The organism is Psychrobacillus sp. FSL H8-0510 (genome assembly GCF_038008345.1).
Taxonomy (GTDB): Bacteria; Bacillota; Bacilli; order Bacillales_A; family Planococcaceae; genus Psychrobacillus; species Psychrobacillus psychrotolerans.
Window position 1 is genome coordinate 44,538 of the sequence record NZ_JBBOYZ010000002.1, and the last position, 22,315, is coordinate 66,852.

A 22,315-nucleotide genomic window follows, 5' to 3' on the forward strand; every position below is an offset into this window, starting at 1 on the left:
AAAAGGAGCGGCTTGACCGTCATATAAAAAGGAGGATCAAACATGAATGGGTTTGAAAAAGGCAACCGCGTTCAATTAACTGGTAACTATTCGCAAGGAATTAGGCATTTTAATAAAGGTTCTATGGGACATATTGACGTGCGGCGAAGAGGAATGCTTCTAAAAGGAGAAGTTGTAGCGGTACATGCATATCATGTGAGGCTCGACGGTGGTGGTTTTACGATTGTTGCTGTAGAAGATTTGAGACTATTAAAGGAGGAAGTCATAAATGTCTGAATTAAATAATGGAAAAGAAAAGTCTACAAAGGTAATTAGTGGCGTGATGGGGAATGGATGCCCTTCGGAAGGCTATCTTTCCGAGATTATCGCGTCGATTGAAGCATTTGAAAATGGAAAAGAACTCTCCGATGGACGGTTTACGATTTTAGAAAAGCTAAGATAGGAGGGCGTAGAGTGAAGTATAAATTTAGAGCGTGGGACACGGCATTAAATTTATGGATTGCTTGGGAAGAAATGATGAGAGGAGACTTATCTTATTATTTCTCAAATGACCGCTATGTCATGTCTGGATTTACCGGAATTAAAGATTGTAGAGGGGTAGATATTTACGAGCATGATCTCATTTTTCATTATCATAGCAATATCGATTTAAGACTCTCTGGAATAGTGGAATTTAAAGTAGATTGGTCAGGGTTTTATTTTGCTGGAAACAGAAGATTGAACACCAATACACGATACGAAGTGCTGGGTGACCAATTTTTGAACCCAGAACTCATTCAAAAGGAGAAGATCACATGAAACTATATAAAAACTCATGGAAATTACTAGAGAATGATTTGAAAAAATGTGCAGCAAATTATGGCACCTATAAAATTAGGTATATTGGAATATATGCGGTGCTTGGCGATATTCTTTTGTTGAAAATTGATGGACGCTTGTGTCATTTCGAGGACAGAACAAATGAATTTATCAAATGGGTATAGTAAGGGACAAAGAATTTGTGCGAACTTATGTAACCGTAGACACATTATGCGATATAGAAAAGGAGAATGAAAATGAAAATTAAAATAAAAGAATTATGTTTGGTAGATTACATCAAAGAAGAAGAGATGGAAAAAGAGCATGGTGAAGAATTAATGTCCGTAAGAACGGTGATATACTCTTCACAAAAAGAAACATTATTAGAAGCATTTCAAGAGTACCATAATGATTTTGATATTGACAATGTGATTCAATCCAATGATGAATTTGATGGTGAATGCAATGGCTTTGTAAAATACTTATCTGTTGAAGAGTGGGAGTAAAAAGTTCCGAGATGTGGATAGGAAAGGATGAAGAAGATGAGAAAAGTGAAGTCGTTTAGTGAGTGGTTCGTTTTGGAAAGAATGGAGGAAGAAATAAATAAGTTCTTAGGTGAAAGTGAAATGGAATTGGTGGATGTTAAGTATGCAGCTGTTTATGAAGAAACAGAGAAAGGTGTTATGCATTCCGCATTAGTCATCTACGAAACAGAATAGAAAAGCCGAGGCGTCCTAATGGGTGTCTCTTTTTTTGTAAAACAAGAACGAACTTGATAAATAGAAAAAATTTCTTCTTGTAAAATCAAACGAACGTTCGTATAATTGAAAGAAAAAGGGGCGAACAGATGTGCGTAGAGATTTAATGAAATGTACGGAACGTAATCAATTGATTGATTTAATGTATTTGGATTCCAAAGGAAATATAAGCAAAAGGCTAGTAAAACTCCTAAAGATTCAAGGTGATACTTTTCATGTTTTTTGCTTCAATAGGAATGCAAAACGTACGTTTATTACCGAAAATGTGCTCGCATTTGTTCCAGTAACTCAAAAAGAAAGGAATGTTGTCTAATGGGTAATCGTCAAAAACTAATTTACGAGTATATAAAAGGGTATTTAGCTGAACATAGTTATTCCCCAACCATAAGAGAGATAGCTTATGGTGTGGGGCTAAATTCTCCAGCAACAGTTCATGGTCATTTGGAAAGCATGAGGAGAAAAGGATATATTGATTTCATAGATCAGCGTTCAAGAACTTTGCACATATTGCGATGATCAATTATAACGAATTGCCTAACCGCTCCATCGCTTGTGTGGATATGATGAGTTTTTACGCCTCATGTATGGCTGTTATACACGATTTAGATGTAAGGACAGTTCCCATTGCAGTAGTTGGTAATTTAGAACAAAAAGGATCTGTGGTATTAGCGGCATCTCCTGCAATGAAAAAACGTTTCCGTGTCAAAACCGGAACACGGTTATTTGAAATTCCTAACCACCCGGACATACAGATTTTTGAGCCTAAAATGCAATTTTTCTTGGAAATGAGTATGGCTGTTACGGAAATACTACACAAATATGTGCCTCCAGAAGCCATACACGTATATAGTGTGGATGAGAGTTTTATTGATTTGACTGGTACTGAAAGGCTATGGGGACCACCAGAAAATACAATTAAAGAAATACAAAAAGAAATATTAGATACTTTGCAATTGCATTCGACCGCTGGGATGGGTCCAAATATGCTCATGGCGAAGCTTGCTTTGGACTTAGAAGCAAAGAAAACTGGGTTTGCGAAATGGACGTATGCTGATGTGCAAACAAAATTATGGACAGTCTCTCCCTTATCAGAAATGTGGGGAATTGGTCGCCAAGTAGAAAAAACACTAAACAATATGGGGATATTTAATATAGGACAGCTGGCTAGATACCCTTTAGAACTACTAGAAGAAAAATTTGGCGTAATGGGCAACCAACTATATCACCATGCTCATGGGGTTGATTTGTCCGAATTAGGCTCTCCTGTAGTAGAGGGCCAAATCAGTTATGGCAAAAGTCAAATCTTAATGCGAGATTACAATAAAATCGAGGAAGTAAAAGCCGTTATATTAGAAATGTGTGAAGATGTAGCAAAGAGAGCAAGAGATACCTACCAAGCAGCTAGAACGATTTCATTAGGAATTGGTTATAGTAAAGATGCTTTTGGCGGTGGATTTCAAAGATCTCGAACCATTCAGGAAGCGACTAATGACACCATGAAAATATACGAAGTGTGCTTGGATTTATTAAAAGAAAATTATAATAGAAATCCCGTGCGACACATATCCATTTCTGTTACAAAGTTAGAAGATGAACAATCAATGCAACTGAGTCTTTTTGAAAAAGATAATTGGAAGAACCGGAAGCTTGCAACCGCTATGGATAATATTAGAAATCGATATGGGTCTGCTGCATTATTGAGAGCCGTTTCCTATACAGCTGCAGGAACTGCAGTGAAACGCTCTAAGATGGTCGGTGGGCATAAGGAATAGGGAGTGGACATTTTGATTGTAGACCGTGGCATGAAGAAGTGGCAAGGCATGATGTTAACAGAGCACGTGTCTATGCTAAAAGGCTTTAAACAGGGGTTAAAAAGGGAAGCAAAGCCACAATTAGATGAATGGGATTATGATGCGATTCAAACCATCTTAGACATTGCAATTATCAGTAAAGCAGACACGAAAGTGAAGATGTGGAGAGATGGGGAGTTTGTATATAGAAGAGGCATTGTCGAAGGGGTAGACCTAAGCAGAAGAGAAATTGAATTACAAGATCCTTTCTATTTATTAAAGCTAAACCTAGATGAAATTGTCGATGTTACAATCATAGATTAAAGGTTTTGTTTTTATAGAGGCTATATTAGTGGAAAAGTTGATGTGAATACACATGAAAAATGAGCTGGGATATGTTCTCCTAGCTCATTATATTTTATTATCGTATTTATTCTAAATCTTACATAGATTCGTTTTTCAGAATCCACAGAAGTAGTAGTAATAACTAGTATAAGCTTTCTAACTTAAACTTATTAATTCTATAGACTTCATCACAGAGTAAATCAATATCCTCTTGATTATGACTAGTCATTATAATTGTTTTTCCTTCTTCTCTGTAAGCAAGTAAGAGGCTACGCAATTTCTCCACACTTTCAGAATCTAGAGCATTAAAAGGTTCATCCAGTATTAATACTTCCTGATTTTCCATGAAGGCTTGTGCCAAAGCTAACTTCTGCTTCATGCCTAATGAATACTTACGAACCTTCTGTTCTGCTGTAGACTGGAGTCCAACTAAGTTCATTGTATTAATGATTTGTTCATCATCAATTTTATTTTGTATCATAGCTAGAGATTTAAGATTTTCAAAACCGGTTTTATTCCCTAGATAACCGGGTCTATCAATTATGATACCAAAATTCTTTGGAAAAGTTATATCCTTGTGTAAGTATTCCCCTCCGATTAGTATTTCTCCGTTGTCAGGTCTCACGAATCCACAGATTAACTTGAATAATACAGATTTGCCAGAGCCGTTAGGACCTACAATCCCGTAAATTTTCCCTTTTTCAATAGTTAGATCTATATCTTGGAATATAGTTAAGCCCTTATAGGACTTATGGACATTTCTTACTTCAATAAGGCTCATATATAATCATACTCCCTCTAATACATATTTTTTCTTTAGCAAATAAAATATACATATCCCTTCAATTAAAGCTACGAGGAACAAATACAATGATATAACTATTGGTGAGGAACCATTTATCAAATGGCTGTACCCATTTAAACCCACTGGAATATATTTATATCCAGGAAATAGTAACGCGATATAAAAGGCTATTGTCAGTAAATTGGTTGAACTTCTTTTGAAAACTATTTGCAACGTAATCATTAGTAAAAGGTAAATGCTTAATTGTAGTAAGCCATTGATAAAAAAGTGATATAACAGAGAAGCAAAAGTCATATCTTCTACTACAGTTACCTGTAAGGAAAATTCCATCCCTCTAGAATATGCCACTATCAAAGTCAATGAAAATATAAAAGCTAAATACAACATAGCCATTAATAAAATCTTTCGTAACCATTCACCCATCCACTTAAACATGGAGCTGTATCGTATGATTTTGTAGTAACTCAATTCTGAAAATTCTCTAGTTAGATAGACTTGGGTAAGATATAAAAATCCAAAAAATACTACTATATAATACAAATAAGACATGAGAGTATAACCCGACGATGAGGTGCCGAAAAAATTAAGGAGAAATAGATCGATAACAGTGTTACTTCGGATATCCGTCATAAAATAAGTTCCTAGTACGACTATAGAAAGATATACGGCGATTCCCATCTGAAAAGAGGTGAGGCTTACTTTAAGTTTTCCATCTTTAAATTGCAAGACTAAGTAGATTAATACAATCGAAATGATTGCCATTATAGGTGTCGTGAATGTGCTTTTCCAAAGGTTTAATGTTTGATACATAGCCACATAGTTTGAAAGAGATACTTTCGTAAGGTTCTCAGGGAAAAGCTTCCAGGATACAAGAGAAAATATATATAAAGCGGTAACAACAAAACTAATCCATTTCCAAGACTGAAGGAAAACATATGTAGTATTTACAAAAGTTAAGATAATTAATGTCGTAATAAAGAACATAACTATTTGATATATTAAAGCTAGAGCTGGAGTAGTAAAATACTGACTCATAATGTCAGTAGTTACAAATGAATTACTTCCTAAACTCCATTCGTTTGTATAAGAGAAGCCTATAGTCATAATGAATGCAACTAATAACCAAACGAAAATCGTCAAAATTATATAAATTAGGATTTTCATTGTGACCATTCTTACCCACTTTTGATATGAGCCTAATCTAATCAATGAATGATATTCAAAGTTCTTTACTAAAAAAATAACATTGAAATACAACAGAAATGGCAAAATGAAATAAAGAATCAAGTTAACATCGCTTAATAATGTTATTAACAGATCCCAGGCATTTACAGGTGCACTACTTTCGATAATTGTTTTTCTAATTCCAAAACAAAAGATAAAGATAACAAAGCCCAATATAATCCATCTTAACTGCAAAAGCTCATTAATAAGACTCCTTAAAATGACCATTCTGTTGAATTCCTTTTCTTTAGATATATATAACTGACAATCACGATTACTAATAGGATAGAAAATGGTACAAATACTGTCCATAATTCTTGTTGGATTATAGAATATGGGAAAACCGTATATAATGGTGCAAATTTTGCAATGCCTAACACAGCAGAGATAAAACTCAACCCTTGATACCATACAAATGGTATTGATAGTGCAACAAATGAATTATCTAAGAGTAGGCATAAGATTATAGGCAAAGTAGCAAATAAAACACCATTAAGTCCCACCCAGATGGAGTATATTAATCCATACACAAAAGGTCCGAAAACCAATAATTGGTCGAAAGTTACTGTGCCAGGTAGATTTCCACTAACCCCGATATCAGAGATAAATCCAAAAGATGGGTTTATATATTGAACAAATACGAACGGTAAAAATGCAAATAGGAATGAAACCCCAAATGAAAGAAGTGCATTTACTATGATTTTAGCGTTCAGATATGTATTAAAATCTATTCTAATCTTGGTGTAAGTTAAATAATTATTATTTCTTTCATGAATTATTGTGTCGGCAAAAACGAACAATATCAAAATTGGAAAAATCATTGCACTAACACCGTTAAGCAAACGCCCGTAAAGGTCTATATTGTCTGTGAAGGAATAGCCATCCTGTATTATCAAGAACTGTATCCACACAGGCAAAGTAATAATTAGAAACCATATTAAAACTCTATTAAACGTAAATATCCGCTTGAATTCAACCCCAATTTGTTGTTTTAACATTTCTCACTCTCCTATTCTGCTACTTAAAACCACTGGAATTAATAGTATCAATTTCACAGTTAGTAATTACGGGACACCATTTGGTTATATCCTCAACTCAAGTAAACCAGAAATATAAACATTAGTCAATTATAATTTACAATTTACTTTCCTAAATGGGAGATGCCCTTTTTAGAAAGCTTAAGGTAAAAATAAAGACCACGTGGATTTAAAATCCTCATGGTCTTTAAATCTGTTTAATAATGTCTTTGGAATCAGTGACTTAATTACCTTGGAATGAACCAGTAACCGTAATAGGTAGGTAGGTCGTTAAATCAGAACTGAATCTAGCAGTTATTTTCGCATCTTTTTTTATTGAATTCGGTAATAAATAGCCCTTATTGTCATGAGATAAACGTACCCAAGGACCTGTTGAGGTATGAAGTGCTGTCTCTGCTCTTCCATCCATTTTGTTATCGCCAGAAATTTCATAAATGTTTAAATATCCATCCATATCCGAAATTACTTTAGTTTGCTTTCCTGCGGTGTTAGTTCCGTTTAATCCAGGAACAGTAATATTTATGCCACGAGCTTCTTCTTCAGCTTGAACACCCAATACCCCAGTTGTTAAAAGACCTACGGCAAGCATTCCAGTCATTATTTTTCTGTTCATTTTCATCTTAAGCTCTCCCTCCATGAAATAGTTTACTACTTTCCTACTGTACCTTAGTCTACTATTTCGGTATATAGGATGTTATGCAAGAAATAGGAAAAATGGTTAGTGAACGGTCATAAAACACCATAATTTGGTGAATCATTTACTTTAATAGCGTTTTTATAAAAACACAGATTTTCGCATAAACTACAGTAGCTCATAAAAAGGGAGGGGATTGTATGAAAGTACTAACTAGATTCAAAGAGCCAATTGGAGAATACATCTATCAGTACTGCAAAAATGCCAATATACATCCTGCAGAACTTGCAGCTAGCATATCTGTAGATGAACGAGAAATGGTCAATTTGATGGAAGGTGGGCGAGCATCTAAAGATGCTATAGAGAAACTGGAGAATTTCTTTCAATTAGATTTGATGGAGTATATCGGCAATTAGAGATGTCTCTTCGGACGTCTCCTTTTTGTGTTCAGTATAAGCGTTTCTGCATATCATACATAGAACTAACACAAAAGGACACGCACAAATGCGTGATGATGAAAAGGAGCGTGCATAAATATGGAACAAGCAATATTCGCAGGATTACATTGTGTCAGTTGTGAAATGCCATCATTTTCTCTTCAACCAAATGCTTTGTTCATTTCTGAACAAGAACCAGAAGAGGCTGCTGTTTTCCGAGGGAAAAGCATGACCATTCTAAGTAAAAAGGAACGAATGGTTCGTTGGCTTGCAAAAGGTGGGGTTGTATCAGAGAATGGTCAACTTTATGCGATGGATGAAAAATCGTTAGAGCAATTTCACATTGATGGACCACATCCAGCAGTTAATACCATAAGAGAGCTTTACGTACTGGGTATGTTTAGCTTGGATCAAGCTATCGAGAGATTAGGTTCGTATATGTGCAATGAAGAAGCTGCTAAACATATGGCGAATGCATAACTAAACAGGAAAGAGGAGGAGTTAAACATGGAAAGAAAATTAATCGGACGCGTAGGGGTAGATTCAGGACAATTAATGGTGATGGATCCTTCCTACATCAAATCACAGTGGGAAAATGATGGAGAAGAAATCGGGATTCAGTTTTGGGGAGCAGGTGGAGATAAAGTAGCCGATATCTTAACAAAGCAGGGCATTGCTATCGAATCTAATTTATCTAGTTATTTCCTTCGCTTCTCGAGTAAATCACCAAAAGAGCTGTCTCTATTGGTTCTAAAAAATGCGATGGAATCAATTGAAGAAAAAGTTGTTAGCTTTATTAAAACAACAGGTACTTATGATCAGATCTCGGATATTACGCTAGGTGAAAACCAAGCTGGTTCACTTCCTTACCGCATGGGGAATGAAGGATTAGCAGTAGCTTTTAGTTCAGGCTTTGGAGATGGCGTATATGATGTTTTCGCTACCTATAAGGACTATGGGAACTATGAATATTCAGACGTTCGTATCAAGAGCGTTGAAATTATTCTGATTGAAGATGAAGAAGACAACAACACGAAATAATTTAGTAAAGGCCTGCCACTTGGTTGTGCCTTTTTTTTGATGTTTTTATAAAAGTAATGCATATCATAAATAAATCTTAAGGGAAACACAGGATTATTTATAATTAGGAAGGATGATAAAAATGGATATCCCCAAGCGACACTGAGTAATTTTACGCCGCACCCTTTCTTGAATTCTGTGGTCGAATTACTCGCATTCGAAAGAAATTACAAGCACTTCAATTAACAAAAAAATGATTAGAAACTAGTGAAAAAGGAAACTACTAAAATAAGAAGAGGAGTTGAATGTCGAATGGGAATTAAGAAGTCCTTTATTAACGGTTTATCCATGTTGTCGGAAGAAGGAACGGATTGTGTCTTTTATTTTAATGAAAATATGTTAAGGGATAATATAATGATTGCTTTTCATAAACATGAAATTGATCTTGTGCAGGTATACCACAAGAATAATAAAGATTCATTCATCTTCCTGATGGACATTAATGAATGTATACCAAATATCTTAGCGTATAGGATGATTAAGGATATTTACGGTCTTTATAACGAACACGAAACTATGGATTTTCTGAATTTAATTGAAGAATTGAGTCTTGATACGGAATCAGCTTCTACAAAAGATAACCATGATGAATTATTTGAATTACATGATATGGTTACAAGTTCCTTTAGTCATGCTTGGGAAGAATTTAATAATCCATCAGCTCCATCAGATTCTAACGCAGGAAGTGTTTATCATTTTATTGCAAAGAGAGATAAGAAAGTAGATTAAACCTACCAAGAGGAACCAGGATTGCTACCTTTATTAGAAAATTAAAGTAAAGCACCTAAGCTCCTACCTAAGAGAGCTAAGGTGTTTTTTCTGTCAATAATTTTACAAATGATTTTGGGAGGTCCTTATAGGATCTCTTTTTCTTATGGAATTCCTTTATTCGTTTACTTCCGAACAACGTACGACACAGTACATAGAGGAATTATTATGAAGGACAAGGAGCCTGCATACAATGTTATGTCTTAACAAAAAAGGGGGTTTCTCATGAAATCAATCAAAAGGGATCGTTATGAACAAATGTATAGACATTTATTAGCATACGATGGATACACAGCTGATCATTCTAATCATGTAGCTAATGTTGCTACAGAAATCGCAAGAGAAATGAACTTTACAGAAGAAGACGTCGAGATGATTTATTTCGCAGCTCGTCTTCACGACATAGGAAAGATTTATGTACCACTAGAGATTTTAAATAAACCTGGTCGTCTAACAGAAGAAGAGTTTCAAATAGTGAAAGGTCATCCACTTCATGGTTACAACATGTTGGATAAAAATTTGTTTCCAGAGAATGTTCGCAAGGCAGTTCTTAGTCATCATGAACGAGTTGATGGGAAAGGATATCCACATTCACTACCAGAAGAAGAAATCGATGTTTTTTCACGAATTATATCTGTTGCTGATGTATATGATGCACTTATTTCCGAACGTCCGTATCGTCCAGCATTAAAAAGGGAAACGGCACTTAACATCATTAAGAAAGATACCGGTACGCATTTCTGTCCAGAAGTTGTGTCCGCATTTTTCCAAGTAGAAGATGAGCTATATGCTCAAATGATTAGCTAAAAAATAAAAATGGATAAGGGAGGAAGAAAAACATGAAACATTCCTTAACGTACGAACAACTGGTAGAAAAGATTGAATCCACTTATATGGATATGAGCTCGGAAAGTAATTACTGGGTGAATAAGTACAACGTTTCTATTTTAGAAGAATTGCTAGAAGGTTCTTTCTTGAAGCTTGGTCAAATGGCTTGTTTTACGCTAAAAGATGATGTGTACCGAGTACCTATAGAATTAAAAGAATCGTCACATGGTATGGAGGATCTAGAATTGTTCGAGTTGGAAAATATTTATATTGTGGAAGATTCCTTTATCGCCGAACAAATGGAGCACTTGAAAGCAGAAATCAAACAATTGCAGTTATTAGGAAAATACATGAAATCAAAGGGAGAGATTACAATGGAAAATCAACCAGCAAAAGTAATTGTGACAATCGTAGGCGGAAATGTGCAAAGTGTAATTGCAGACCAAGAGGTAGACGTAACAATTGTAGACTATGATACAGAAGGCATGATGGAAGAAGAATTGCTTACTGTATATCAAGAAGATGTACATCCAGAAGATGCTTATGTGTACGGCGGAATTACATCTGCAGAAGTTAAACCAGATACAGTAACGGATATTCTACAGCAAATTGAAGCATCGAAACTAGAGGAAGAAGAGGAGGCTGAGTTAGAAGTAGATTTAGAAGAGTTGGAGCGAGAGCTAGCCTTAAGGAAAGAGCCTGGGGAAGAATTAGAATTAGATAAAGATCTAGAAACTGAGCTAGAGGTATAAAGGAAAATAACTCAGGAGGTGTCCAATGAATCAATATAATATCGCACTCGATCTGTCCGAAACATGGGAAGAGAGAGATATCCAAGTAGAGACTGTAGTGGTAGAGGCAGAGAATGCTCCAGCAGCAAGTGAACTAGTCGCAGTGAATATCCAAAACGGCGAATACGACGAGCTCATTGCTGGTCGTGAGGTCTATATCTGGGATGTAACCGAAGACGACAAGGTTGAAACAGAAGGATAGATTCTTTTAAATGCTGAACAATTGTGGAATTAAAAGTATCTTTTTAACAGACGAAGAATAATAAATCGATAGCAGAAAATCACTCCTGTTGACGCAGGTGTGATTTTTTTTAATATGTGCTGTCGCACCCTTATGCAGTTTTGTATAATAAACTAAAACAATGATATGAAGGAGAGGGGTTGGATAAATTTATGGAATTGTATCAATACAGGGATAAAATTGGGGAACATTTATTAGCCTATATACTGTCAGAAGGTTATTCAAAATCATCTTTTTCAACTGCTACGGGAGTTTCTCGACCTACATTGAACCTTATACTAACAGGGAACAGTCCAAATGCCTCTACTTATTATAAGCAAATGGGAAAGATTACAAATGCACTAGGATACCCCATCGATTATTTCGTTACTTCGTTAAAGGAAAGATAAGTAAACAGAGAAATAACTATTGGCCCATCAGAAGGTCCTCCATTCTAGGAGGGCTTTCTTTTTTTTGTCCATTTTCCTAGCCATTATACCTCTGGACCCTTCAGAGAAAGCTAGTGAATGCTGTTCTCTTCTGAACAAAAGTTGCTTTTTCTTCTATTCCGCAGGGTTCGACGATGCAATCGTTATAGTTGTTCTGCTTCTTAACTAAAATAGACCAACAAGTAATGGAGAATCAATTAGATTTAAGGTTGTCTAGATGTATTAGTTGGAGAAAGGTGGGGAGAAGAGTGACTAAATTAAGAGCGTACGAGGACAATGAAAAAATGTTAAGAGCGTATATGGAGTGTTCTTCTAACGAAGATAAGCGGTATATCGAAGATGATATTATTCGTAACAATGATAAGTTCATTTATTACCTCTGCAATAAATTTAAAACACCCCATCTTACTATAGAAGAAAAACATTCGCTAGGCATGTTTGGAATGATGAAAGCTATTCGAAGCTTCGACTTAGATAAGGAAATAAAATTTGCCACTTATGCCAGTACTGTTATTAATAATGAGATATTAATGCAACTTCGCAAAGATAAGAACAAACATCTGCTAGTAAGCCTTGAAACTATCGTTCACTCAGATAATAGCAGCGGGAACGAACTTCGTGTAGAAGACCTTGTTCCAGATGCAAGAGTAGACATAGAAAGGGATCTTGTTAATCGTGCAGAGGTTGAAGAAATGATTGATATTGCTCAAAACACATTGAAACCAGTAGAGTTAACAGTTTTCCACAATATGCTTCATGGAAAGGATGGTCTAAACCAAAGACAATTAGGTATACAAATGGGATATACACAAACCCATATTTCTAGGACAAGAAAAGGAATCAAGCAAAAGATGAAAAAAGCTTTCTTGCAACGAGAAGAAAAAGCAAAAAGACTTTTAGCAATTGGAATCGTCGATAAACAAGAAATAGAAAATATGGAGGAGGAAGTTATTGATATGTCCAAATTAACCGTAAGTAATTATAAGAAATGTAGAGAGAGAGGATGGAAAGACAAACGTATAGCTTTGGAATATAACATGTCGGTCGAGTCAGTCTATCAATTCAAGAGCGTGAACGGTTTAACCAAGAAACATAAAAATCCTGGGAAGAGAAGAACCCCAAAAACGAATCTTAATTATAAGCATCCGGAGTTGAATTTGCCAATGGAAGATAATTCAAAAGCAAACAGCCAAACAGAAAACGAAACGCACGTTGAATATGTGGCTCCCACATCTGCAGCATTTAATCCTAGCGTAGAAGCGAAAGAAAAGGAGAAAAGCGTGAGTATGAGCGATGATAAAATTAATGAGTCAGCGGTAACCGATGAAGTAGCTAATAAACAAACATCAGAAAAGTTCACTATAGAAGAAAAAGACGAGTTGATAGCCAATCTGACGGAGGAAATGAGTAAAATGCGAGATGAATTGGATAAAATTCAGAATGCGAAAAATATTGCATTGTCTGAGGTAGATTCTCTTCAGAAAGAGCTAGTGGAAGAACGTGCTATTCTTCGAGAAATAACCAAGCGATATTTAGCAAAGACAGCTTAAAGTTAGTGGAAAGAAGCCTGCTATTGTTGCGGGCTTTTTTATTACGAGAAAAAATTGTTCCTAGATTATTAATGATTTAGGGGAAGGTTGCATATAATGGACGGTACCTAAATAAATGGACGATGTTCGCATCGAGCTATCAAAGGAGAGAAATGAATATGAGTAAACAAAAGGTTAGAGATCTAGCATTAGTTATCGGAGACGAAAGTTATTTTGATCAGCAAGGGAATTCATTGCATCCGCATTTAACCATTCAAAAGGTATTTAAACAGGTGTCAGTTGACCTTATTTTCGAACAAGAAGAGAATGAGACGACTGCCATCATTCATATTGTACCTGGCGGAAAGCCGAAACAGTTAAAACTAGAGGGAGACGAATTGACTTATCCCGAAAGTGAAAAGATTACTGATAAAGAATTGGGCTGTGACACTGCCTCTTATATAGTGAATGATATAAAAATAAATACGATGTCTGATGGTTATTATGGGTCGTGTATTGAATCTTCTTCAGGAGAGACGATTGTTATCCTTGGGAGTGGCTATATGGCTCATGACCATGATGACTTTGTACGTGATATTAAGTATGTAATCGAAGGGAAACAGCAATAAATATACGAGACAACCACCTTTACGGGTGGTTCTCTTTTGATATACAACTAAAAAGGATGAGAACAAAGGGAGCTGACTTGTGAATGGGAGAAGTACTATTAATAATACTAGGAATATTACTATTCTTTGTGATGTTATACCTTGTCATAACGGAAGATTATGTAAGAATAATAAAATTTATCTCAAAGAAGTTTAAAAAACCGAAACACAAACCCAAACCTGATTGGGTAGAAGCCTACGATACCCTTTCTAGAATTCGACAATTCGTCGAAAACAATAGCTTTGAATACGCCAGCAAGTCGGTGAAAATCCTGCTAGAACAGGTTGAATGGCTATGTAACACCGCCTGCACTTATGTGCATTTTAATGGGCAAAGTCATAGAGAGGCATTCAGGCAAATTCTCATTAGTTATGCGGAGACATTGCGTATTGTGGAAAATAGTCTAGAAGAAGCAATTTTCCATCAAATGCATGAAAATGACCAATTGTATACGAATATATATGATTTGTTAGAATATTTAGTGGCGGAATGGAAACCTTTAATTAAAATAGTGAAGACTAATCAAGATTTATCGAGAAGAATGAAGGAAAACGAAATACTTTCTTCTTTAACAAAAGAAAAAGAAATTCTCGAAAAATTGAAAGAGCTTCGGGAAGGAGTTATTTAAATTCATCCGTTTCACTAATATTTGGTTAGTTAAAGGGAGCAGAGTCGCCTTAGTGGTGGTCCTGCTTCTTTGTCGTTATAAAGAAATGTTCTATCGCATACGATAGATGGTAACAAATAAACAGGATGAGGACGATGTACCTCAATATATAAACAGGAGGAATTTATATGAAAATCACACCAACTATTCGTAAAAAGGTTCATTCTTTACAACAGAGAAAAGGAATGGTATATCACCTTTCTCACAACGATTTGGACGGATTGTCTCCAATTGCATTATCCTTAGAGGCATTTCCAAACGTGGAGTATAAGGCTGTAGGAAATCATGAAGTAGATAAAGAAGTTATTGTTCTATTAGAAAAGATGCAAGAAGATGATTTATTAATTCTTACCGATATTTCTCCCTCTGCAAAAGTAGCTGAAAGCATTGAAGTAGCAGTAATTGCGAAATTAGATGTGTTAATGTTTGATCATCATCTATCAGCAATCGAGTTGAACAACTATGATTGGGCTGAAGTTGCAGTGATGGCAAATCAGCGTTTTGCTTGTGGAACAAGCCTATACGCAGACTTCTTAATGAAAATTGGAGTTTTATCACACCTATCTATGCAGTCCTTAGAGCAATTCGTTGAGAATGTTCGTTCTTGGGATACTTGGGATTGGAAAAGAGAAGGAAATGTCGAGCCGCAACGGTTAAATAACCTGTTTTATCTTATAGGTTTTTCTGCTTATCTCGAATTGGTGCGACATATGATAAAACAGAAACGTTTTGTCTTTACTAAAGAGTTCGAATTATTGCTAAAAATAGAAGAAAAACGTATTTATCACTATTTAAGAGAAAGAAATCGCTATGCACAGGAAATTAAAGTGGATGGCAAGCATGCAGCTGTCGTGCTTTGCGAACAGTACCACTCCGAGGTTGGACACTTTATTGCCGAAACTCGAGATTATTTAGACTATGTAGTCCTCATCAACCTGACAAAAGGAACTTTGTCGTTCCGATCGAAGGATGATAAACTTCCAGTAGTAGACATTGCCAAGAGATTTGGAGGTGGAGGTCATCCACATGCTGCAGGATGTGCTATTACCGATGAAAACATTCAGCAATATGTAAAACCAGCTCTTAATACATTAAATTTAATAGCATAATACCTGAACCAATGACTCCTATAAAAGGGAGTCTTTTTTACTATAAAATATATATTAATTAACATAATTACGAGTAATATCATAGGTTTTAATGAAGAATATTCTGAAATTATTAATTAAGTACCAATAATTATTTTTTCTATTAAGAATATGATAATATCAATAACTTAGGGATGAACAATTAATATCAGTTTTGGCCGCTGTGATTAGGGAAAAATTCCATATAGAGGCAAAAAACATTGTGATAAAACACTTATTGATTTTTCATGTCTACTTCTATATATGGGGTGATTTTGTTGGAAATGAAATACCTGGGAGTTGAGATCGCTAGGCTCAGAAGTGAAATGCGATTGTCCCAAAAGGATCTAGCATCAGGAATTTGCACTCAGTCCACAATCAGCAGGATAGAGGGCGGGGATGTTTTTCCGGCTATAGATACTTTATTAAAAATTGCATCTAAATTAAAAGTTCCTGTTGAATACTTTATTGAAATGCTCTTTTATGAAAATGTTTTAGATAATGAGGAACTAATTAAGAATATTGACCTTCAGTTAAAAGAGCAAAACTATGAAATGGTTATTTCAATGATAGAAGAAGAAAGTCTGGATAAGGATAATGTTTGGTTAAATTCCTATTCTAATTACATGCTAAAAATTGCTAGCTACAATCTTAGAAGAATTACTGGAGAAGAATGTATTGAGGGGCTAAAAGAAAGCTTAATTACATCGAATCAGCAAACGATTCAATTCAGATTTCTACAAATCAAGATTGAAAATTCCATTGCGAATGTTTATTCGGAAATTGGAGAGACGAAGAAGAGCCTGTATTACTACAATAAGATTTTAAAGGAACATACACATAAAAACTATAATGATTTCAAAATACACGAAACCCTTATAGCTGTACTATACAATAAGTGTAAAACACTATATGACATGCAAGACTACGATGCTGCTCTAGAAACCGCCAATCATGGAATACAACAATCAAAAACAACTTCCTTTTACTTTCTGGTCGGACAATTTTTATACTATAAAGGACAATGCCTAGAAAAAAAAGGTGCTCCACATGCAGAAATAAAAGATATATATCAACAAACTTTGTTTATGTTTGAATTCCAAGAGCTACCTTTTTATATTCAATCGATTAAAGAAAATAAGAAATTCTATTTGGAGTAGTCTAGTAATCAAAAAGAGAGTTCCGCATATGATAGAGCGTACCACACAAATTGGTTGAGGTACAAAATATCTCTATTTAAAAAGGAGCGATTTCCATGGTAGAAGGAATGAAGTTAAGAGCAAAAAGTAGCTGTAGATTAGACAAAGTAACCGCGGGAGCAATCTACGAGGTGAAGCAAGTGGTCGAGGGACGTTATGCGAAACATTTTTCGATTTTAAACGATGCAGGCTTTGTTACAATGCCAATATCTGCTAGTTTCGAGTCCGTTTCCGAATAGTTTCTTTTCTACATTAAAGTCCTTGGGATCTTCCTTGGGCTTTTTTTTCTGTCTAAAGCGGAGTGTTTATTCCCTTTGGTAATGCAGGGTTCGCCTTATCAATACCAAGCCTGATGCATATAATGATGGGATTTCATAAGAAAGGGAGAGGCGAAAAACCTCTATTTAAGGAGGGAAGACTTTAATGGTTATTTACAGATACTCAGAATTGCCACTACTAGCAATAGAATCCGTAGAAGCTTTTCCGTATCTGGAAAAGAAGCATTATAACGACGTGAAGTATGAAGTAGAATGGATAACTGTAGAAGAAGCAAAAAAAAGATGCATGTCGTTTGCTGAGCTGAAAGAAAGCTATAAAAACTTCGACGAATATCATGAACAATATTTGCGAAATGGAGATGTTCCGTGTCACGAAGAACAATATCCCGTTTTTGAAAATGTGGAAGATGATTACGAATGGCTTATTGATGGATGGCATCGATTCCACAGTTATGTTCGGGATGGTTTCGCATCGATTCCCGTCATGCGGATTTTGATAAGCAAATGAGTATTGTTTAGAACCTAACAAGAGGAGGAAATAAGAATGGGTAAATGGTATGGGATACGAAAAGGATATGATTTAAACAAAAAGGAAGCGGTATTTGCAAAGATTGAAACAGAATGGGAAGCTGCCAAACAACTGGTCGTGGGTATTAACAAGTCGGTACATGGCGTATCCCCAGAATATAAGTCGTTTAAGAATGAGAAAGACGCTCTAGCTTATATTAAGTCCAAAGATTATTTAGTCAAGGGGGAAGATGAACTTCCCGTGGATGCAATTCATTGTTATGTTGACGGTTCTTCATCTTCTGAACTGAATAACTATAGCTGTGGCATAGTTTATGTGTTAGACGGCAAGATCCTACATTTGGAAAAGACAGCTGGAAAAAATAAAGAAGCAGCAGCAATGCAACAAATTGGTGGGGAATTACTTGGAGCAATGAAGGCTATGACATATGCTAAATCGGTAAATGCTCAAGACATCATCATATTCTTCGATTACAAAGGAGTTGCCTTACATGCACTTGGAGTATGGGAAAGATCAAACGAGTTTTCTAAAGTCTATTACGACTGGTGTCAGAAGTTCTTTAGAGAGAATCCTCAGATGCGTGTCCAATTCTGCAAAGTAGATGCTCATACGGGTGACGATTTCAACGAGATTGCGGACGGTTTAGCGAAGCAAGCTTTAGATATCAGACCAGACAAAATATTCTTTGATATGATGCGTAAACACGGACAAATCGCTTAATTAACATGATATACTGACCATCTCCTTAGAGGGGGTGGTTTTTTTTGTTGGTTTGCTTCAATTAATTAATTGTGAGTAAAGAACTTGTTCTAATCAATAAACCGTTTGAATAAGATGACTAATATAACAAGTAAAATTCAAACTTGAAAAGGAGAGAGTAAAAATGAAAAACTGGGCATTAGATAAGGAAGTGTTACTATTGTTGCTATTTGGAGCAACAGGAGCGTTTGGGGTTGGCATTAGTATGATTTTTGGATATTTTTTCATTTCTTATCCCATAATTTTATTCTTTATTTTTATTCCAATGACAATATTAGGTGCTCTTTATATTATTCTGTTCGGTTGGATCACATCAAAATTTGATATTAGCTACGATTTATAAATTTAATAAATAGGTCCATCAACGCTCCTTCTCTAAGGAGTTTTTTTGTGCTTGGTTTTCCAAGTAGTAAGCTGGGTGGTTTTGAATATAATACAACATCTTCAACAAACATGGCGGCTACTTAGGCTAAATAAAAAGGAATTATCTAAAAAGGAGTGGTTTCAAAATGAAAGAAGCGAACAACAGCTGGTTATTTATTGGTTTTGTTTTTTCAATGCTTACATTTTTTGTAGTATTAGGAATTGTTGTGATAGTCACTATATTTCCTAGTATGTTTCTACTGAAAAATGGAATAGCAATTTTACTTTTATGTGCATGCTTTTTGTTTGCGTATTGTAAAATCGGAAAACAAATGGGTGTTTGGTAAGAAAAAAGGACAAATAGAAACGGAAAAAGTGTAGGAATATAGAAAAGGAGAGATTTAGATGAGAGATTTGGTTATGTGGATTATATTTTGGTCGTTAATTATATCTGCAGCTGCTATTGCGGTTGGTTGTGGATTAGCTTTAGGAAAAGTTACGTTAGGTTGGGCTTTACTTTCATGGTTATTTCCATTTGCAATAAAGTCAATAATATTTGGAATTGTAGGTTTTGTACTTGCGTGTGTAGCTATGAAATTTTGGGCACCTTGGGACGCAAAAGAAAATTAATCTTATAAAAAGGTAAATTGAAAGTAAAAAGGCATAGAAAGCTATAGAAAGGGAGAGATTTTAATGAAAGATCTTATAATGAAAATTGTGTTTTGGGTAATAATTGCATCATCAGCAGCTATTGCGGTTGGAGTTGGACTTGCTTTTGGGAAAGTTGCATTAGGTTGGGCTATATTTTCATGGTCGTTTCAATTTGCAATAAAATCGATGATCTTTGGGTTTATTGGTTTTGTTTCAGGATGGATCGCGATGAAAGCCCTAGAAAAATGGTGAGCTAAATAGAAATTAATTAAAAAGGTACGTAGCCATACAGAAAGTAAAAAGGCATTTAAAGGGAGAGATTTTAATGAAAGATCTTATAATGAAAATTGCGTTTTGGGTAATAATTGCTTCATCAGCAGCTATTGCGGTTGGAGTTGCATTAGCATTGGGGAAAGTTACGTTAGGTTGGGCTTTGTTTGCTTGGTTATTTCCATTCGCAATAAAAGCAATAGTCGTAGGAATTTTAGGATTTGTAGTCATGTGCATTGCTGCGAAGGGTTTGGAGTTTAGGAAGGAAACGCTTGTCAAACTGTAAAAAAGGAACTCAATAGTAAAAAGGTATGTAAAAAGGAAAGTTTTAAGTAGTTGAAGATAAAGTAACCATCCATATATATGGGTGGTTTTTTTGTATTCTCTTTACATAGAACAAAAGAATTATCATTCGAATTGTTAGAGCTGAAAACAACGGTAATCCAATGACTCCCTGCATACGATGCAACACGCATCAAGCAAGGGAGGGCTTTATACATGAAAAGTTTAAAGAAGAAATCGCTGGCAGAATATCCGAGACTTGTAAAAGAGTGGCACCCGACCAACAATGCAGGTAGTTGTCCGGAAGATTTCTCTTATGGAAGCGGAAAGAGGGTTTGGTGGCAGTGCGAACAGAAGCATGAGTGGGAGGCTACTATTGCAAAAAGAACGTCAGGGCGTGGATGTCCCTACTGCTCCGGGCACAAGTTATCTCCTGAACGCACCTTGGCTTTCCGTTATCCAAAGCTCCTAAAAGAGTGGCATCCATCAAAAAACGGAGAGCTCACACCAGACGAAGTGTCATTTGGAAACGATAAAAAAGTGTGGTGGGAATGTTACAAGGGACACGAATGGAAGGCTGCAGTTGGGAGCAGAACACGCGGGAGAGGCTGTCCCAAATGCAACGAGGGGACGCAAACATCTTTTCCCGAACTATGTATCTATTATTACATCCATAGCCTGCACCCCGACGCAGAACGTCAGTATCCAATACCTCATTCTCGGATGAGTATAGACATCTTTATCCCTTCCTTAAATCTCGCTATAGAATATGATGGGAGTTATTATCACCAGGACTTAAAAAGAGATCTGAAAAAGGATGAACTTCTGGCGAAACACATGCCTACAACCAAATTGATACGTGTGCGGGAACAGGATTGCCCTACATACAACCCTGTTGGAGAAGCCACACTGCTGTATTGTTTGGATGAGAACAACACTCTGTCCGACACAATCACCAAGATCATGGATGACTCGGTCATAGAAGGTCAATGGGTGCCCAAAGTAGATGTCACAGCAGATGAAGAACACATCTACGAACTTATCGAGGAATTGGCTCGAGCTAATTCAATCGTGCACACACATCCTCAGTTTGTTGAAGAATGGCATCCTTCGAAAAACGGGAAATTAAGCCCGGAAAATATCACGTTTGGAAGCAATCGGAAAGTTTGGTGGCAATGTAGCCAAGGACACGAGTGGAAAGCTTCGGCTAATAGGCGACAGGCGGGGGATGGCTGTCCGTATTGTTCCGGTCGAAGATTTACTCCGGAGCATTCCTTAGCCTCCCTGTACCCCCTCGTAGCAATCGAGTGGCATCCTTCCAAAAATGGAGAGCTGAAACCAGACGAAATATCCGCACGAAATGGAAAAAGAGTTTGGTGGAAGTGTGAACAAGGGCATGAATGGGACGCGGTCATCAGCAACCGAACAAGTGGTAGAGGTTGCCCCTATTGTGCAGGTCAAAGATTAACCCCAGATAGAAGTCTATCTTTTCTATATCCAGCAATAGCTAAAGAATGGCACCCAGTGAAGAACGGAACAATGCGAGCAGAGGAGACGCCCGCCAAAAGCAATAAAAAGGTATGGTGGCTATGTGAGAAAGAGCATGAGTGGGAGGCCAATGCGTACAGTAGAGCATATGGTGTCGGTTGTCCTTATTGTTCTGGGCTAAAATTAGTCAAAGAGCGGGCGTTAGCTGTCACACATCCCGAAATCACAAGCGAATGGCATCTGGAGAAAAATGGTTCACTACGACCAGACAGCGTTTCTTTTGGTAGCAATAAGATGGTTTGGTGGCAGTGCAAGCATGGGTTTTGTTGGAAAGCACCAGTCATCAGAAGAACAAGTTCAGGAAATTTGGGACATAGCTCCTGTGCCTCATGCAAAACAGAACGAAAACAACTGAAAGTCGCGTAATCACAAGGTCTGCCAAAGCTGCAGGCTTTTTCTTGTTGCTCTCGTTCTCTTCTAAACGGCACTCATGCTTTATGAAAGATTCCCTCCTGCATAAGATGTAACACGCAACAATTA

At 36.2% G+C, this 22,315-nt stretch carries 35 protein-coding genes and 1 pseudogene; 32 read left to right on the plus strand and 4 right to left on the minus strand.

All coding sequences use genetic code 11. The features are described 5' to 3' along the window. Positions 1 to 42: 42 nt before the first annotated feature. The 9 genes from MHI40_RS19790 (at position 43) to MHI40_RS19830 (ending at position 3,670) form a co-directional block, all read left to right on the plus strand. The gene (locus MHI40_RS19790; protein ID WP_340764810.1) at positions 43 to 276 is read left to right on the plus strand and encodes a hypothetical protein; all 234 of its coding nucleotides are present in this window, start codon (positions 43 to 45) and stop codon (positions 274 to 276) included. Then, positions 269 to 442: a hypothetical protein gene (locus MHI40_RS19795; protein ID WP_340764811.1), complete on the plus strand. Its 174-nt coding sequence runs from the start codon at positions 269 to 271 to the stop codon at positions 440 to 442. Before MHI40_RS19790 ends, MHI40_RS19795 begins: the two co-directional genes overlap by 8 nt. 11 nt (positions 443 to 453) lie before the next feature. Then, positions 454 to 798, plus strand: a complete 345-nt coding sequence (locus MHI40_RS19800) for a YopX family protein (protein WP_340764814.1) — start codon at positions 454 to 456, stop codon at positions 796 to 798. Next, entirely contained in the window at positions 795 to 983 is a 189-nt protein-coding gene (locus MHI40_RS19805; RefSeq protein WP_340764816.1) for a hypothetical protein, read from the plus strand. Before MHI40_RS19800 ends, MHI40_RS19805 begins: the two co-directional genes overlap by 4 nt. Positions 984 to 1,055: 72 nt before the next feature. After that, on the plus strand, positions 1,056 to 1,304 hold the full coding sequence (locus tag MHI40_RS19810; RefSeq protein ID WP_340764818.1) for a hypothetical protein: 249 nt from the start codon (positions 1,056 to 1,058) through the stop codon (positions 1,302 to 1,304). A gap of 27 nt (positions 1,305 to 1,331) precedes the next feature. Then, the gene (locus MHI40_RS19815) at positions 1,332 to 1,517 is read left to right on the plus strand and encodes a sporulation protein Cse60 (RefSeq protein WP_340764820.1); all 186 of its coding nucleotides are present in this window, start codon (positions 1,332 to 1,334) and stop codon (positions 1,515 to 1,517) included. 351 nt (positions 1,518 to 1,868) lie between these two features. Next, positions 1,869 to 2,072, plus strand: a complete 204-nt coding sequence (locus tag MHI40_RS19820) for a LexA family protein (RefSeq protein ID WP_340764822.1) — start codon at positions 1,869 to 1,871, stop codon at positions 2,070 to 2,072. Next, positions 2,069 to 3,328 (plus strand): Y-family DNA polymerase, encoded by a 1,260-nt coding sequence (locus tag MHI40_RS19825; protein ID WP_340764824.1) that lies wholly within the window; start codon positions 2,069 to 2,071, stop codon positions 3,326 to 3,328. Before MHI40_RS19820 ends, MHI40_RS19825 begins: the two co-directional genes overlap by 4 nt. Before the next feature lie 30 nt (positions 3,329 to 3,358). After that, positions 3,359 to 3,670 (plus strand): YolD-like family protein, encoded by a 312-nt coding sequence (locus MHI40_RS19830; RefSeq protein WP_340764826.1) that lies wholly within the window; start codon positions 3,359 to 3,361, stop codon positions 3,668 to 3,670. A 163-nt stretch (positions 3,671 to 3,833) separates the two neighbouring features. On the opposite strand, the gene MHI40_RS19835 is transcribed toward MHI40_RS19830, so the two are convergent. The 4 genes from MHI40_RS19835 to MHI40_RS19850 all read right to left on the minus strand — a co-directional run bounded on the left by MHI40_RS19835 (position 3,834) and on the right by MHI40_RS19850 (position 7,376). Beyond that, a complete protein-coding gene (locus MHI40_RS19835) occupies positions 3,834 to 4,472 on the minus strand; it encodes an ABC transporter ATP-binding protein (RefSeq protein WP_340764828.1) in 639 nt (212 codons plus the stop codon). A 6-nt stretch (positions 4,473 to 4,478) separates the two neighbouring features. After that, positions 4,479 to 5,636: a hypothetical protein gene (locus MHI40_RS19840; protein WP_340764830.1), complete on the minus strand. Its 1,158-nt coding sequence runs from the start codon at positions 5,634 to 5,636 to the stop codon at positions 4,479 to 4,481. Between the two features lie 299 nt (positions 5,637 to 5,935). After that, the gene (locus tag MHI40_RS19845) at positions 5,936 to 6,718 is read right to left on the minus strand and encodes an ABC transporter permease (protein ID WP_340764832.1); all 783 of its coding nucleotides are present in this window, start codon (positions 6,716 to 6,718) and stop codon (positions 5,936 to 5,938) included. Positions 6,719 to 6,980: 262 nt separating this feature from the next. After that, positions 6,981 to 7,376: a hypothetical protein gene (locus MHI40_RS19850; RefSeq protein WP_340764834.1), complete on the minus strand. Its 396-nt coding sequence runs from the start codon at positions 7,374 to 7,376 to the stop codon at positions 6,981 to 6,983. A gap of 215 nt (positions 7,377 to 7,591) precedes the next feature. Between MHI40_RS19850 and MHI40_RS19855 the strand changes: the two genes are divergently transcribed. The 23 genes and pseudogenes from MHI40_RS19855 (at position 7,592) to MHI40_RS19960 (ending at position 22,201) form a co-directional block, all read left to right on the plus strand. Then, complete coding sequence (locus MHI40_RS19855) at positions 7,592 to 7,807, plus strand: hypothetical protein (RefSeq protein ID WP_340764836.1); 216 nt, start codon at positions 7,592 to 7,594, stop codon at positions 7,805 to 7,807. A gap of 120 nt (positions 7,808 to 7,927) precedes the next feature. Then, entirely contained in the window at positions 7,928 to 8,308 is a 381-nt protein-coding gene (locus tag MHI40_RS19860; RefSeq protein WP_340764837.1) for a hypothetical protein, read from the plus strand. 27 nt (positions 8,309 to 8,335) lie between these two features. Next, positions 8,336 to 8,869, plus strand: coding sequence for a hypothetical protein (locus MHI40_RS19865; RefSeq protein ID WP_340764839.1), 534 nt, complete (start codon positions 8,336 to 8,338; stop codon positions 8,867 to 8,869). A gap of 291 nt (positions 8,870 to 9,160) precedes the next feature. Then, a complete protein-coding gene (locus tag MHI40_RS19870) occupies positions 9,161 to 9,637 on the plus strand; it encodes a hypothetical protein (protein ID WP_340764841.1) in 477 nt (158 codons plus the stop codon). 264 nt (positions 9,638 to 9,901) lie between these two features. Further along, a complete protein-coding gene (locus MHI40_RS19875; RefSeq protein ID WP_340764843.1) occupies positions 9,902 to 10,483 on the plus strand; it encodes an HD-GYP domain-containing protein in 582 nt (193 codons plus the stop codon). A 32-nt stretch (positions 10,484 to 10,515) separates the two neighbouring features. Continuing rightward, entirely contained in the window at positions 10,516 to 11,256 is a 741-nt protein-coding gene (locus MHI40_RS19880) for a hypothetical protein (RefSeq protein ID WP_340764845.1), read from the plus strand. 25 nt (positions 11,257 to 11,281) lie between these two features. After that, positions 11,282 to 11,497 (plus strand): hypothetical protein, encoded by a 216-nt coding sequence (locus MHI40_RS19885; protein ID WP_340764846.1) that lies wholly within the window; start codon positions 11,282 to 11,284, stop codon positions 11,495 to 11,497. Positions 11,498 to 11,688: 191 nt separating this feature from the next. Further along, positions 11,689 to 11,925, plus strand: coding sequence for a helix-turn-helix domain-containing protein (locus MHI40_RS19890; protein WP_340764848.1), 237 nt, complete (start codon positions 11,689 to 11,691; stop codon positions 11,923 to 11,925). A 287-nt stretch (positions 11,926 to 12,212) separates the two neighbouring features. After that, positions 12,213 to 13,514 carry a sigma-70 family RNA polymerase sigma factor gene (locus MHI40_RS19895; RefSeq protein WP_340764850.1) on the plus strand — a complete coding sequence of 434 codons (1,302 nt, stop codon included), beginning with the start codon at positions 12,213 to 12,215 and terminating at the stop codon, positions 13,512 to 13,514. Positions 13,515 to 13,672: 158 nt separating this feature from the next. Further along, a complete protein-coding gene (locus MHI40_RS19900; protein WP_340764852.1) occupies positions 13,673 to 14,122 on the plus strand; it encodes a hypothetical protein in 450 nt (149 codons plus the stop codon). An 83-nt stretch (positions 14,123 to 14,205) separates the two neighbouring features. Next, on the plus strand, positions 14,206 to 14,790 hold the full coding sequence (locus MHI40_RS19905; RefSeq protein WP_340764854.1) for a hypothetical protein: 585 nt from the start codon (positions 14,206 to 14,208) through the stop codon (positions 14,788 to 14,790). 167 nt (positions 14,791 to 14,957) lie between these two features. After that, the gene (locus MHI40_RS19910; RefSeq protein WP_340764856.1) at positions 14,958 to 15,938 is read left to right on the plus strand and encodes a DHHA1 domain-containing protein; all 981 of its coding nucleotides are present in this window, start codon (positions 14,958 to 14,960) and stop codon (positions 15,936 to 15,938) included. 302 nt (positions 15,939 to 16,240) lie between these two features. Continuing rightward, a complete protein-coding gene (locus MHI40_RS19915; RefSeq protein WP_340765616.1) occupies positions 16,241 to 17,116 on the plus strand; it encodes a helix-turn-helix domain-containing protein in 876 nt (291 codons plus the stop codon). A 95-nt stretch (positions 17,117 to 17,211) separates the two neighbouring features. Further along, positions 17,212 to 17,394 (plus strand): hypothetical protein, encoded by a 183-nt coding sequence (locus MHI40_RS19920; protein WP_340764858.1) that lies wholly within the window; start codon positions 17,212 to 17,214, stop codon positions 17,392 to 17,394. Between the two features lie 184 nt (positions 17,395 to 17,578). Then, positions 17,579 to 17,941 carry a hypothetical protein gene (locus MHI40_RS19925; protein ID WP_340764861.1) on the plus strand — a complete coding sequence of 121 codons (363 nt, stop codon included), beginning with the start codon at positions 17,579 to 17,581 and terminating at the stop codon, positions 17,939 to 17,941. Positions 17,942 to 17,977: 36 nt separating this feature from the next. Beyond that, entirely contained in the window at positions 17,978 to 18,682 is a 705-nt protein-coding gene (locus tag MHI40_RS19930; protein ID WP_340764863.1) for an RNase H family protein, read from the plus strand. Between the two features lie 163 nt (positions 18,683 to 18,845). Beyond that, positions 18,846 to 19,064: a hypothetical protein gene (locus MHI40_RS19935; protein WP_340764864.1), complete on the plus strand. Its 219-nt coding sequence runs from the start codon at positions 18,846 to 18,848 to the stop codon at positions 19,062 to 19,064. A 166-nt stretch (positions 19,065 to 19,230) separates the two neighbouring features. Next, the gene (locus tag MHI40_RS19940) at positions 19,231 to 19,431 is read left to right on the plus strand and encodes a hypothetical protein (RefSeq protein WP_340764865.1); all 201 of its coding nucleotides are present in this window, start codon (positions 19,231 to 19,233) and stop codon (positions 19,429 to 19,431) included. A 58-nt stretch (positions 19,432 to 19,489) separates the two neighbouring features. Continuing rightward, positions 19,490 to 19,714: a hypothetical protein gene (locus MHI40_RS19945; RefSeq protein ID WP_340764867.1), complete on the plus strand. Its 225-nt coding sequence runs from the start codon at positions 19,490 to 19,492 to the stop codon at positions 19,712 to 19,714. Between the two features lie 63 nt (positions 19,715 to 19,777). Then, a complete protein-coding gene (locus tag MHI40_RS19950; protein ID WP_340764868.1) occupies positions 19,778 to 19,987 on the plus strand; it encodes a hypothetical protein in 210 nt (69 codons plus the stop codon). A 73-nt stretch (positions 19,988 to 20,060) separates the two neighbouring features. Further along, the gene (locus MHI40_RS19955; protein ID WP_340764870.1) at positions 20,061 to 20,291 is read left to right on the plus strand and encodes a hypothetical protein; all 231 of its coding nucleotides are present in this window, start codon (positions 20,061 to 20,063) and stop codon (positions 20,289 to 20,291) included. Between the two features lie 212 nt (positions 20,292 to 20,503). Continuing rightward, positions 20,504 to 20,902, plus strand: a pseudogene (locus MHI40_RS23465) (zinc-ribbon domain-containing protein); the annotation flags it as partial. A 348-nt stretch (positions 20,903 to 21,250) separates the two neighbouring features. Beyond that, entirely contained in the window at positions 21,251 to 22,201 is a 951-nt protein-coding gene (locus MHI40_RS19960) for a zinc-ribbon domain-containing protein (RefSeq protein WP_340764873.1), read from the plus strand. Positions 22,202 to 22,315 lie beyond the last annotated feature (114 nt).